This window comes from Micromonospora sp. NPDC004540, from assembly GCF_040610095.1.
In the GTDB taxonomy this organism is placed as follows: Bacteria; Actinomycetota; Actinomycetes; order Mycobacteriales; family Micromonosporaceae; genus Micromonospora.
This window is the reverse complement of the sequence record NZ_JBEXLR010000145.1, coordinates 1-12,097: the sequence shown is the minus strand read 5'-3', so window position 1 is coordinate 12,097 and position 12,097 is coordinate 1. Positions and strand designations below refer to the sequence as shown.

The following is a 12,097-nucleotide window of genomic DNA, read 5'->3' as shown; positions in this document are numbered from 1 at the left end:
GGTAGGGCGCTCCACCTTGTCCCCGTCCGGGGAGGCTGGACGGTCAGAGACTGCCCGACGAGGAGATCCGCCAACTAGCCGGCGGCCAATTTGCGGGTCGTGCTCGGCCCGCTCGCCCCCGCCCTGGACCGGCTCGCGGTCGCCGTCGCCGCCGGCACGCCCGCGGTGGTGCTGGCCAGCGGCGATCCCGGGTTCTTCGGCATCGTCCGCCGGCTCCGGGCGGCCGGCCTGCCCGTGCGGGTGCTGCCCGCCGTCTCCAGCGTCGCCGCCGCGTTCGCCCGCGCCGGGCTGCCCTGGGACGGCGCGGCCGTGGTCACCGCGCACGGCCGGGACCCGCGCCCGGCGGTCAATGCCTGCCGGGCGCTGCCCGCCGTCGCGGTGCTCACCGCCCCCGGCGCGGGCGCGGCCGAGCTGGGCGCCGGCCTGGCCGGCTGGGACCGCCGCCTGGTCGTGGCCGAGCACCTCGGCACCCCGGACGAGCGGGTCACCTGGACCACCCCGGCCGAGGCCGCCGCGACGACCTGGGCCGACCCGCACGTGGTGCTCAGCCTCGCCCCGGAGACCGTGGCCGGCGCCGCCGGGATGCGGGCGGACGACCAGCCGGCCGCCGCGCCGGCCGGGGGCTGGGCGCTGCCCGAGTCCGCGTACGCCCACCGGGACTCGATGATCACGAAGGCCGAGGTGCGGGCGCTCGTGGTGGCCCGGCTGCGGCCCCGGCTGGGGCGGCTGGTCTGGGACGTCGGCGCGGGCAGCGGCTCGGTCGGCATCGAGTGCGCGCTGCTCGGCGCGGCGGTGCTGGCGGTGGAACGTGACCCGGACGCGCCGATCCTGGCCAACGCCGCCCGGCACGGCGTGGACGTGCGGGTAATGACCGGGGCGGCCCCGTCGGCCCTGGCCGGGCTGCCCGAACCGGACGCGGTCTTCGTCGGCGGGGGCGGCATGGAGGTGCTCGCCGCGGTGGCCGACCGCCGCCCGCCCCGGGTGGTGGCCACGCTTGCCGCCCTCGACCGGATCGCCCCGGCCGTGCACCTGCTGCGCGCCGCCGGCTACGCGGTCGACGGCTGCCAGCTCGGCGCCGCCCGCCTCGCCGACCTGCCCGGCGGCGCGCTGCGCCTGGCCGCCACCAACCCGGTCGTGGTGCTCACCGGGGAGCTGCCTTGACCATCCACACCGCACCCACGGGGGAGCAGATGACCAGCATCGGACTCGTCGCGGCAACCGCCGCCGGCCGGCGGCACGCGCGTACCCTCGCCGCGGCCTGGCCGCACGCCCGGCTCGTGGCGGCGGAGAGCGCCGCCGACGCGCTGCGCACGGCCTGGCGGGAGTGCGACGCGGTGGTCGCCTTCCTGGCCACCGGCGCGGTGGTCCGGATCCTCGCCCCGCTGCTCGCCGACAAGTGGACCGACCCGGCCGTGGTGGTGGTCGACGAGGCGGCCCGGCACGCGGTGGCCCTGCTCGGCGGGCACGCCGGGGGTGCCAACACCCTCGCCGCCGATGTCGGCGCGCTGCTCGACGCCCGGCCGGTGGTCACCACCGCCACCGACGCGGTCGGCCTGCCCGGGCTGGACACCCTCGGCTGGCCGGTGGAGGGCGCGGTGGCCGCGGTCTCCCGGGCGATCCTCGACGGCGAGCCGGTCCGGCTGGTCGCCGACGCCACCTGGCCGCTGCCCGCCCTGCCCGAGCACGTCCACGTCGAGGTCACGCCCCCGCCGCCCGGCCCGCACACGCCGGCCGTCACCCCGGACGCCGCCCCGACGCCGACCGCCGGACCGGCGATCCCGACGCCGGCCGACGGAACCGCCGCCGATGAGACCCGCGACGGCGCGGGCGGCTGGCGGATCCTGGTCACCGACCGGGTCGTCCCGCTCGACGGGCGGACCGTGGTGCTCCGGCCGCCGTCGCTGGTCGCCGGGATCGGCTCCAGCCGCGGCGTGCCGGCCGCCGAGGTGACCGGCCTGCTGCGCCGGGCACTCGCCGGCGCCGGCCTGAGCCCGGCCAGCCTGCGCGGCCTGGCCAGCGTGGACCTCAAGGCCGACGAGGCGGGTATCCGGGCGACCGCCGAGGCGTACGGCGTACCCCTGGCGACCTGGCCGGCGGCGGACCTGGCGGCGGTCGACGTGCCGCACCCCAGCGAGGTGGTCCGCGCGGCGGTCGGCACGCCGAGCGTGGCGGAGGCCGCCGCGCTGCGCGGCGGCGGCACGCTGCTGGTGCCGAAGACCGCCTCGGCGATGGCCACCGTCGCGGTGGCCCGGCAGGCCCCGCGCGGCCGGCTCGCGCTGGTCGGCCTCGGCCCCGGCGCGGCCGACCTGCGCACCCCGCGCGCGGTGGCCGAGCTGCGCCGGGCCGCGGTGGTGGTGGGCCTGGACCAGTACCTCGACCAGATCCGCGACCTGCTCCGCCCCGGCACCCGGGTGCTGGCCAGCGGGCTCGGCGCGGAGGAGGCACGGGCCCGCGCGGCGGTCGCCGAGGCCACCGCCGGCCACGCCGTCGCCCTGGTCGGCTCCGGCGACGCCGGCGTGTACGCGATGGCCAGCCCCGCCCTGGAGTACGCCGACGGCCGGATCGACGTGGTCGGTGTTCCCGGGGTGACCGCCGGTCTCGCGGCGTCCGCGCTGCTCGGCGCGCCGCTCGGGCACGACCACGTCTACCTGAGCCTGTCCGACCTGCACACCCCCTGGGCGGTGATCGCGTGTCGGATCACCGCCGCGGCGGAGGGGGACCTGGTGGCGCTGCTCTACAACCCGCGCAGCCGCACCCGGGACTGGCAGCTCGGTGCCGCGCTGGAGACCTTCGCCGCGCACCGCCCGCCGGACACCCCGGTCGGCGTGGTGCGCAACGCCAGCCGCCCCGGGGAGCGGGTGCACCTGGCCACCCTCGCCACCCTCGACCCGGCGCTGGTCGACATGTACAGCGTCGTGGTGGTCGGCAGCTCGCAGACCCGGGTGGTCGCCGGCCGGATGGTCACGCCCCGGGGGTACCGGTGGCGGTCGTGACCATCGGTCCCTGCCAGGGCTGCGGCGCCTGCCTGCTCACCTGCCCGGTGCACGCCATCCGCCCCACCCCCGCCGGCCTGCGGGTCACCGACCGCTGCACCGGCTGCCTCGAATGCCTGGAGATCTGCCCCGTGGACGCCATCCGCGTCGACCCCGAACCCGGAGGAGAGCGATGACCTCGATCCCGACCGCCGCCCCGCCCGTCGGCCGCTGGAGCCGCGCCGAGCGGGCCCGCCTCGGCGGCATCGTCTGCGCGGTCGCCGCGCTGCACGTCGCCGGCGTGACCCTCTACCTGTACTGGAACCACCAGCCGGCGGCGGCCGGCGGGCTGGCCGGCGCCGGCACCCTGGCCTACGTGCTGGGCGTGCGGCACGCCTTCGACGCCGACCACATCGCCGCCATCGACGACACCACCCGGCTCATGCTGCTGCGCGGCCGGCGACCGGTCGGCGTCGGCTTCTTCTTCGCGCTCGGGCACAGCGCCGTGGTCCTGCTGCTCGCCCTGGTGATCGGGCTCGCCTCCACCCGGCTGTCGGGCGCCCGGATGGACGGCTTCCGTGCGGTGGGCGCCACCGTCGCGGCGGTCACCGCCACCGGCTTCCTGCTGCTGGTGGCGGCCCTCAACGCGGCGGTGCTGGCCGGGTTGGCCCGGCTCTGGCGGCGGCTGCGCGCCGGCGCGCTGGACGAGACCGAGCTGGACCTCCTGCTGCTCAACCGGGGGCTCATGCACCGGATCCTCGGGGCCCGGGCCCGCACCCTGGTCCGCTCCTCCTGGCACATGGCCCCGGTCGGCTTCCTCTTCGGGCTGGGCCTGGAGACGGCCAGCGAGGTGACCCTGCTGGCGCTCTCGGCGAGCACCGCCGCCGCCGGCGGGCTGCCGGTGCTGGCCCTGCTCACCCTGCCGCTGCTCTTCGCCGCCGGGATGTCCGCCATGGACACCGCGGACAGCCTGCTGATGAGCCGCGCCTACTCATGGGCGTACCGGCAGCCGGCCCGGCGGCTCTGGTACAACCTGGCCACCACCACGATGACCGTGCTGGTCGGCGGCCTGGTCGCCAGCGTCTACCTGGCCGGGCTGCTCACCGACCAGTTCGGCGCCACCGCCCTGGCCGGGTACGCGTCGATCGCCGACCACTTCGAGCAGCTCGGCTACGCCGTGGTGGTCCTCTTCGTGCTCGCCTGGGGCGGCGCCGTGCTGCTCTGGCGGCTGCGCGGTTACGACCGGCGCTACGGGCAGGCCGCTCCGTGAGCCGGACCGTGCACCCGATCGAGGCGGAGTCCTACCGGATCCTGCGCGGGCGGGTCGACCTGTCCCACCTGCCACCGCTGACCCGGGCGGTGACCGAGCGGGTGGTGCACGCCAGCGCCGACCTCGACTACGTCGCCGACCTGGTCTGCGACGAGGAGGGCCTGGCCGCCGGGCGGGCCGCGCTGCGGGCCGGCGCGCCGATCGTCACCGACGTGTGGATGGTCGCCGCCGGCATCACCCGGGCCGGGCGGGAGATCGTCTGCCCGGTCGCCGAGCCGGCCGCCGCCGACCTGGGCCGCGCCGCCGGCATCACCCGCTCGGCGGCGGCGGTGCGGATCGCGGCCGACCGGGTCGGCCCGGGCGCGGTCTGGGTGGTCGGCTGCGCCCCCACCGCGCTGGTCGAGCTGATCGGCCTCGACGCGGCCCCGGCGCTGGTGGTCGGCCTGCCGGTCGGCTTCGTCGGCGCGGCCGAGTCCAAGGCGGCGCTGCGGGCCAGCGGCCTGCCCGCCGTGTCCAACGTGGGGGAGAAGGGCGGCTCCGCGGTGGCCGCCGCCGCCCTCAACGCCCTGCTGTACCTGGAGGACAAGTGAAGGACCGTACCCCGCTGCTGATCGTCGGGCACGGCACCCGCAGCGCGGCCGGTGTCGCCCAGTTCGCCGCGCTCGTCGAGCGGATCCGCCGCCGGGCCGCCGTCCCGGACGTCGACGGCGGCTTCATCGAGCTGTCCCGCCCGCCGCTGACCGACGCCGTCGGCGCGCTGGTCGGCCGGGGACACCGCCACCTGGTGGCGCTGCCTCTGGTGCTGGCCGCCGCCGGGCACGGCAAGGGCGACATCCCCGCCGCCCTCGCCCGGGAGAAGCAGCGCCACCCCGGCCTGCGGTACGCCTACGGCCGGCCGCTCGGGCCGCACCCGCTGCTCCAGGAGGCACTGGCGGAGCGGATCGACGCGGCGCTCGACGGCGCCGACCGGGCCGGCACCTGGATCGCGCTGATCGGGCGCGGCTCCACGGACCCGGACGCCAACGCCGAGGTGACCAAGGTGGCCCGGCTGCTCTGGGAGGGGCGCGGCTACGCCGGCGTGGAGCCGGGCTTCGTCTCGCTGGCCGAGCCGGCCGTCCCGGCCGTGCTGGAGCGGCTGCGCCGGCTCGGCGCCCGGCGGATCGTGGTCGCCCCGTACTTCCTCTTCGCCGGGGTGCTGCCGGACCGGATCGTGGCGCAGAGCCGGGAGTTCGCCGCCGACCATCCCGGCCTGGACGTGCGGGTGGCCGAGGTGATCGGCGACTGCGACGCCCTCGCCGACCTGGTCCTCGAACGGCACGCCGAGGCGCTGCGCGGGGACATCCGGATGAACTGCGACACCTGCGCCTACCGGGTGGCGTTGCCCGGGTTCGCCGACAAGGTGGGGCTCCCGCAGACCCCGCACCACCACCCCGACGACCCGGCCGGCGGCCACGGCCACCACCATCACCACCACGCCGACCACCACCACGAGCCGGCGCTGCGCCCCGGCCAGGTTGCCGTGGTGGGCGGCGGGCCCGGCCCGGACGACCTGATCACGGTACGCGGCCGGGCGCTGCTCGACGCCGCGGACGTGGTGGTGGCCGACCGGCTCGCCCCGGCCGGGCTGCTGCGCGGGCTCCGCCCCGGCGTGCTGGTGGTGGACGCGGCCAAGGTGCCCCGGGGCCCCTCGATGGCCCAGGACACCATCAACGACACGCTCGTGGCACACGCCCGGGCCGGGCGGCGGGTCGTCCGGCTCAAGGGCGGCGACCCGTACGTCTTCGGCCGCGGCCACGAGGAGGTCCTCGCCTGCGCGGCGGCCGGGGTTGAGACGGTGCTGGTGCCCGGGGTGAGCAGCGCGGTGGCCGCGCCGGCCCTGGCCGGAGTGCCGGTGACCCACCGGGGCGTGGCGCACGAGGTCACCGTGGTCTCCGGGCACCTGCCGCCCGGGCACCCCGACTCCCTGGTGGACTGGGCCGCGCTGGCCCGGGCCCGGGGCACGCTGGTGCTGCTCATGGCCGTGGACACCGTCGGGCGGATCGCCGCCGAGCTGCTCGCCCAGGGGCGGGCGGCGGAGACGCCGGTGCTGGTGGTCCGGGACGCCGGCCACCCGGACCAGTGGACGGCCCGGTGCCGGCTGGACGAGGTCGGCGCGCTCGCCGAGCGGGACGAGGTCCGGCCGCCGGCGGTCTTCGTGGTCGGACCGGTGGTGGCGCTGGCGCCCTCGGCGGAGCCGGCCGCGGAGGTCGCGGTCAGCCGGTGACGGCACCGGCCAGCGCGTAGCCCGCGGTGGCCGCGGCGAGCCCGGCCGCGACGCTGCCCAGCACGTTGGCCAGGGCAGGCCCGCGGGCGCCCTCGCGGTGCAGCCGCAGCGTCTCGTAGCCGAGCGTGGACCAGGTGGTCAGCGCGCCGCAGAAGCCGGTGCCGACCAGGGCGGTCACCGCGGGCGAGGCGGGCACCGCGGCCACCGCGCCGAGCACCAGCGACCCGACGACGTTCACGGTCAGCGTGCCCCAGGGGAAGCGGGAGCCGTGCCGGGCCTGCACGGCCCGGTCGGTCAGGTAGCGCAGCGGCGCGCCCAGCGCCGCACCGAGCGCGATCAGCAGGACGGTCACCGGGCCGCCCCGGCCCTGGCCCGGGCCAGCAGCCGGCCGGCCACCGCGTCCCCGGCCCAGACCGCCAGCAGCGCCCCGGCCAGGGTCGCCGCCAGGTAGGCCAGCGCGGTGCCCGGCGCCCCGGCGGCGACCGCCCGCTGGGCGTCCACGGCGTAGGTGGAGAAGGTGGTGAAGCCGCCGAGCACGCCGACGCCGAGGAACGGCCGGACCAGCGGCCCGGCCGGGCGGGCGGCGAGCGCCGCCATGAGCGCGCCGATCAGCAGGCAGCCGACGACGTTGATGCCGAAGGTGGCCCACGGGAAACCGGTGGGCGGGTGCGGGAACGCGGCCTGGAGCCCGGCCCGGGCCAGCGCGCCGAGCACCCCGCCGGCGGCGATGACGCCGAGCACCGCCGCCGGGTGGGCGGCGAGCTCCCGCCGGTCGGCGGGGACGCGCAGGTCGACGTCGGGGTCGACGCGGAACTCGGACGGTCCGGACACGGTGCCTCCCACCAGGACGGGCATCACTGGCAGGGACCGTTGGCGAGCCTGTCGCGGTTCTCCCGGCGGGTTTCCGGGACGGCGGGCCCCACCGCCGGTGCCGCCCGAGCATAACGCCGCCCGTCGCCTGGCCGTCCGGCCGCCGGAGCGGTCAGGCCGGTCAGGCCGCCACGTCGGCCATCTCGCGGGCGCCCGCCGCCTCCGCCGGGGTACGCCGGGCGCGCCGCTCGGCCATCAGCAGCACCGCGAGGCCGAGCAGGGTGAGCCCGGCGCCGGCCCAGATCGGGGCGGTGAAGCCGAGGCCGGCGTCGATGGTCAGCCCGCCGAGCCAGGCGCCGAGAGCGTTGCCGACGTTGAACGCGGCGATGTTCGCCCCCGAGGCGAGCGTCGGGGCCTGCCTGGCGTACTTCATGATCCGCATCTGCAGCGGCGGGACGGTGGCGAAGCCGAACGCGCCCATCAGCACCAGCGAGACCACGGTCAGCGCCGGGCTTGCGGCGGTCAGCGCGAAGCCGACCAGCACCAGGGTGAGCACCGCGAGGACGGTGACCAGGGTCCGGGACAGCGACACGTCGGCGGCCCGGCCGCCGGCCAGGTTGCCGGCGAACAGCCCGACGCCGAAGAGCACCAGCAGCCACGGCACGGTGCCGGCGGCGAAGCCGCTCACCTCGGTCAGCGTGTAGGCGATGTAGGTGAACGCGCCGAACATGCCGCCGAAGCCGAGCACGGTGATCACCAGCGAGAACCAGACCTGGGCGTGGGTGAACGCCCGCAGTTCGCCGCGCAGCCCGCCGGTGGGTGCGGCGTCGGTGGCCGGGCCGCGTCCGGGCACCAGCACGGCGAGGCCGACGAGCGCGACCAGCCCGATGCCGGTGATCGCCCAGAACGTGGCGCGCCAGCCGAAGTGCTGGCCCAGGAAGGTGCCGAACGGCACGCCGAGGACGTTGGCGAGGGTGAGGCCGGTGAACATCATGGCGACCGCGCCCGCCCGGCGGGCCGGCGCGACCAGGCCGGCCGCCACCACGGCGCCGATGCCGAAGAACGCGCCGTGGCAGAGCGCCGCCACGATCCGCCCGGCCAGCATGGTGCCGTAGTCGCCGGCCAGGGCGGAGAGCAGGTTGCCGGCGATGAAGAGCACCATGAGCCCGAGCAGCACCGGCTTGCGGCGCAGCCGGGTGACGGTGGCGGTGAGCGCCACCCCGCCGACGGCGACGCTGAGGGCGTACCCGGAGATCAACCAGCCGGCGACCGACTCGCTGACCGCGAAGTCGGCGGCGACCTGGGGGAGCAGCCCCATGATCACGAACTCGGTCAGCCCGATGCCGAACGCCCCGATCGCCAGGGCGATCAGGCCGCCGGGGAGGGCGGAGGTGCGCTGTGCCATGCCGTACCCAATCCGTGCGCTCGAAACATAAGGCGCGTGCAACTACCCGCGCCGACAACAAGATAGTTGCACGCGCCTTATACCGGCGCAAGGGTGGTAGCCTGGGGGACGTCCACGTCACACCGGGAGGAGACGCCATGGGGATCGCCGACGACGCGGTCGAGATCCGCGCGCAGGGCTGGCGTACCCTCGCCGCGCTGCACGGCCTGATCGAGACCGCCCTGGAGCGCGCCCTCCAGGCCGAGCACGACCTCTCCGTCGTCGAGTACACGGTGCTCGACGCGCTCTCCCGGCAGGACGGCTGGCACATGCGGATGCGGCAGCTCGCCCGCGCCGCGGCGCTCTCCGGCAGCGCCACCACCCGTCTGGTCACCCGGCTGGAGGAGCGCGGCCTGCTCACCCGCGTGCTCTGCGCGGACGACCGGCGCGGCATCTACACCGAGCTGACCCCGGCCGGCTCGAAGCTGCTCGGCCGGGCCCGCCCCACCCACGACCGGGTGCTCGCCGACGCTCTCGCCGAGGGCGAGCGGACCCCCGAGCTGGCCCCGCTGGTCGACGCGCTGCACCGGCTCCCCGCCGCGCGCTGAGCCGGCGGCATCGGCGGCCGGCGATGCCGACCCCGCTGACCTGGCAGGACGGGCCGTACGGGCGTACGGTGATCGGCACCCGCCCGGCGCGACCCGGCGTCGGCGGACCCCGTCGCGCAGGAGGTCACACCGTGCAGGACCGCACCCCTCGTCCGGACGAGCTGGAACCCGTCGAACGGGCCGGCGTCGACGAGCTGCGGGCGCTGCAACTCGACCGGCTGCGCTGGTCGCTGCGGCACGCGTACGACAACGTGCCGCACTACCGCCGGGCCTTCGCGGCGGCCGGGGCGCACCCGGACGACCTGCGCGAGCTGACCGACCTGGCCCGCTTCCCGTTCACCGGCAAGGCCGAGCTGCGGGAGAACTACCCGTTCGGCATGTTCGCCGTGCCCCGCGAGCGCGTGGCCCGGCTGCACGCCTCCTCGGGCACCACCGGCCGCCCCACCGTCGTCGGCTACACCCGCGCCGACCTCGACACCTGGGCGAAGCTGATGGCCCGCTCGATCCGGGCCGCCGGCGGCCGCCCCGGCGACCGGGTGCACGTGGCGTACGGCTACGGGCTCTTCACCGGCGGCCTCGGCGCGCACTACGGCGCCGAGGAGCTGGGCTGCACGGTCATCCCGGTCTCCGGCGGCATGACCGAGCGGCAGGTCATGCTGATCCGCGACTTCGCGCCCGAGGTCATCATGGTGACCCCCAGCTACATGCTGGCCATCGTCGACGAGATGGAGCGCCAGGGCGTCGACCCGCGGTCCACCTCGCTCCAGGTCGGCATCTTCGGCGCCGAGCCGTGGACCGAGGACATGCGCCGGGAGATGGAGCAGCGCCTCGACATGCACGCCGTGGACATCTACGGCCTCTCCGAGGTGATGGGCCCCGGGGTGGCGGTCGAGTGCGTGGAGACCAAGGACGGCCTGCACCTCTGGGAGGACCACTTCTACCCGGAGATCATCGATCCGGTCACCGGCGAGGTGCTGCCCGACGGCGAGCGGGGCGAACTGGTGCTCACCTCGCTCAGCAAGGAGGCCATGCCGGTGGTCCGCTACCGCACCCGCGACCTCACCCGCCTGCTGCCCGGCACCGCGCGAAGCATGCGCCGGATCGAGAAGATCACCGGCCGGACCGACGACATGATGATCGTGCGCGGGGTCAACGTCTTCCCGACCCAGATCGAGGAGCTGATCCTGCGCACGCCCGCGCTGTCGCCGCACTTCCAGTGCGTGCTGGACCGGCAGGGCCGGATGGACACCCTCACCGTCAAGGTGGAGCGGCGGGCCGGGGTGGCCGCCGACGAGGCCGAACGGGCCGGGGCGGCCCTGGTCGAGCAGGTCAAGAACACCATCGGGGTGAGCGTGGCGGTGCAGGTCATCGAGCCGGACGGGGTGGAGCGCTCGATGGGCAAGATGCGCCGGATCGTCGACCAGCGGCGGGAGCGCTGAGGTGGCGGGCGAGGACGGCCGCACCGCGGCTCACGACATGTTCGACGCCGACGTGGCGTCCAAGGGGCTCGGCATCGAACTGGTCTCGGCCGGCGACGGCGCGGCGGTGGCCCGGATGCGGGTCACCGCGGCCATGCTCAACGGCCACGCCATCGGCCACGGCGGCTTCGTGTTCCTGCTCGCCGACACCGCGTTCGCGCTGGCCTGCAACAGCCACGGCCCGGCCACCGTGGCCGCCGGCGGTGAGATCAGCTTCCTCCGCCCGGTCCGCGAGGGCGACCTGCTGGAGGCCCGGGCCGCCGAGCGGGTCCGCTACGGGCGCAGCGGCATCTACGACGTCACCGTGTCGCGGGACGGCGAGGTGGTGGCCGAGTTCCGGGGCCGCAGCCGCACCATCGCCCGGGACTGACCGGCGCGCCGGCCGGCCCACGGCCGGGGTGCGGACCAGGATGGGGCGATGGCACAGATCCTGCTCCTGCACTCCGTCTACGGGCTGCGCCCCGCGGTGCTGGCCGCCGCCGGCCGGCTGCGGGCCGCCGGGCACCGGGTGGCCACCCCCGACCTGTACGAGGTGCCGGCCACGGAGACCGTCGCGGCCGGCTTCGCGCTGTTCGACAAGATCGGCCGGGACGAGGTCCTCGACCGGGCCCGCGCCGCGGCGGCCGAACTGCCCGCCGAGACCGTGCTGGCCGGCTTCTCGATGGGCGCCGGCGTCGCCGGGGCGCTGCTCGCCGAGCGGCCGGAGGCGGCGGCGCTGCTCCTGCTGCACGGCACCGGCGGCGACCCCGGGTCGGTGCGCCCCGGGCTGCCGGTGCAGCTGCACCTCGCCGACCCCGACGAGTACGAGACGGCGGACGAGGTGGACGAGTGGCAGCGGGCGATGACCGCCGCCGGCGCCGAGGTGACCGTGCACCGCTACCCGGGCCCCGGGCACCTCTTCACCGATCCCGGCACGCCCGATTACGACGCGCCGGCCGCCGCGCTCACCTGGGACCGGGTCCTGGCGTTCCTCGCCGACCGCTGACCGACCAACCGGCCCGCCGTGGCGCGACGCCGGATCCCGGCACGCCCGTCCTCGTCCTGTCGTCCCGGACGACGTCCGGGCCGGAGTGGCCCCGTGCCCGCTCCGGCCCCGACGTCGTCGTCAGGCGGCGAGCACGGGCACGCCGGGGGCCAGGGTCAGCCGTGGTCGGGCGGATGTCGCACCCGCCCGCTCCCGGTCGGCCCGACGCGGCGGCCCGACGGCCGGCGGCCGTCCGCCCACCGGCCCGACCCGGCCCGCCGGATCGGGCGGTCGCGGTGGGCGACCTGACGGGGCTCTCGGGAGGGTTCTAGGCGACGGCTGGTGAGG

Annotated in this window: 11 protein-coding genes and 2 pseudogenes; 10 read left to right on the top strand and 3 right to left on the bottom strand. The window is 77.0% G+C overall.

Annotated features, from left to right (window positions below; translation table 11 throughout):
• Positions 1-96: 96 nt before the first annotated feature.
• The 6 genes and pseudogenes from cbiE to cobA form a co-directional block, all read left to right on the top strand.
• Positions 97-1,161: pseudogene (gene cbiE, locus ABZV78_RS29865) on the top strand (precorrin-6y C5,15-methyltransferase (decarboxylating) subunit CbiE); the annotation flags it as partial.
• 29 nt (positions 1,162-1,190) lie between these two features.
• Positions 1,191-2,993 carry a precorrin-3B C(17)-methyltransferase gene (gene cobJ / locus ABZV78_RS29860; RefSeq protein ID WP_355643943.1) on the top strand — a complete coding sequence of 601 codons (1,803 nt, stop codon included), beginning with the start codon at positions 1,191-1,193 and terminating at the stop codon, positions 2,991-2,993.
• Positions 2,981-3,139: pseudogene (locus ABZV78_RS29855) on the top strand (4Fe-4S binding protein); the annotation flags it as partial. The gene cobJ and the pseudogene ABZV78_RS29855, both read left to right, overlap by 13 nt.
• A gap of 26 nt (positions 3,140-3,165) precedes the next feature.
• Entirely contained in the window at positions 3,166-4,242 is a 1,077-nt protein-coding gene (locus tag ABZV78_RS29850) for a HoxN/HupN/NixA family nickel/cobalt transporter (RefSeq protein ID WP_355643937.1), read from the top strand.
• Positions 4,239-4,832 carry a precorrin-8X methylmutase gene (locus ABZV78_RS29845; protein WP_355643935.1) on the top strand — a complete coding sequence of 198 codons (594 nt, stop codon included), beginning with the start codon at positions 4,239-4,241 and terminating at the stop codon, positions 4,830-4,832. The genes ABZV78_RS29850 and ABZV78_RS29845 overlap by 4 nt, the downstream gene beginning before the upstream one ends.
• Positions 4,829-6,505 carry a uroporphyrinogen-III C-methyltransferase gene (gene cobA, locus ABZV78_RS29840; protein WP_355643933.1) on the top strand — a complete coding sequence of 559 codons (1,677 nt, stop codon included), beginning with the start codon at positions 4,829-4,831 and terminating at the stop codon, positions 6,503-6,505. Before ABZV78_RS29845 ends, cobA begins: the two co-directional genes overlap by 4 nt.
• Here cobA and crcB read toward each other — a convergent pair.
• The 3 genes from crcB to ABZV78_RS29825 form a co-directional block, all read right to left on the bottom strand.
• A complete protein-coding gene (crcB, locus tag ABZV78_RS29835; RefSeq protein WP_355643931.1) occupies positions 6,495-6,857 on the bottom strand; it encodes a fluoride efflux transporter CrcB in 363 nt (120 codons plus the stop codon). The two genes, cobA and crcB, sit on opposite strands and share 11 nt — an antisense overlap.
• Complete coding sequence (locus ABZV78_RS29830) at positions 6,854-7,348, bottom strand: CrcB family protein (protein ID WP_355643941.1); 495 nt, start codon at positions 7,346-7,348, stop codon at positions 6,854-6,856. The genes crcB and ABZV78_RS29830 overlap by 4 nt, the downstream gene beginning before the upstream one ends.
• 148 nt (positions 7,349-7,496) lie before the next feature.
• Positions 7,497-8,720, bottom strand: a complete 1,224-nt coding sequence (locus ABZV78_RS29825) for an MFS transporter (protein ID WP_355643929.1) — start codon at positions 8,718-8,720, stop codon at positions 7,497-7,499.
• A 137-nt stretch (positions 8,721-8,857) separates the two neighbouring features.
• Here ABZV78_RS29825 and ABZV78_RS29820 point away from each other — a divergent pair, with 137 nt between their 5' ends.
• The 4 genes from ABZV78_RS29820 to ABZV78_RS29805 all read left to right on the top strand — a co-directional run bounded on the left by ABZV78_RS29820 (position 8,858) and on the right by ABZV78_RS29805 (position 11,770).
• Complete coding sequence (locus ABZV78_RS29820) at positions 8,858-9,307, top strand: MarR family transcriptional regulator (RefSeq protein WP_091258868.1); 450 nt, start codon at positions 8,858-8,860, stop codon at positions 9,305-9,307.
• A 131-nt stretch (positions 9,308-9,438) separates the two neighbouring features.
• Positions 9,439-10,746 (top strand): phenylacetate--CoA ligase PaaK, encoded by a 1,308-nt coding sequence (paaK, locus tag ABZV78_RS29815; RefSeq protein WP_355643927.1) that lies wholly within the window; start codon positions 9,439-9,441, stop codon positions 10,744-10,746.
• A 37-nt stretch (positions 10,747-10,783) separates the two neighbouring features.
• Positions 10,784-11,155 (top strand): hydroxyphenylacetyl-CoA thioesterase PaaI, encoded by a 372-nt coding sequence (gene paaI / locus ABZV78_RS29810; RefSeq protein ID WP_355643939.1) that lies wholly within the window; start codon positions 10,784-10,786, stop codon positions 11,153-11,155.
• 48 nt (positions 11,156-11,203) lie between these two features.
• Entirely contained in the window at positions 11,204-11,770 is a 567-nt protein-coding gene (locus ABZV78_RS29805; RefSeq protein WP_355643925.1) for a dienelactone hydrolase family protein, read from the top strand.
• Positions 11,771-12,097: the final 327 nt, after the last annotated feature.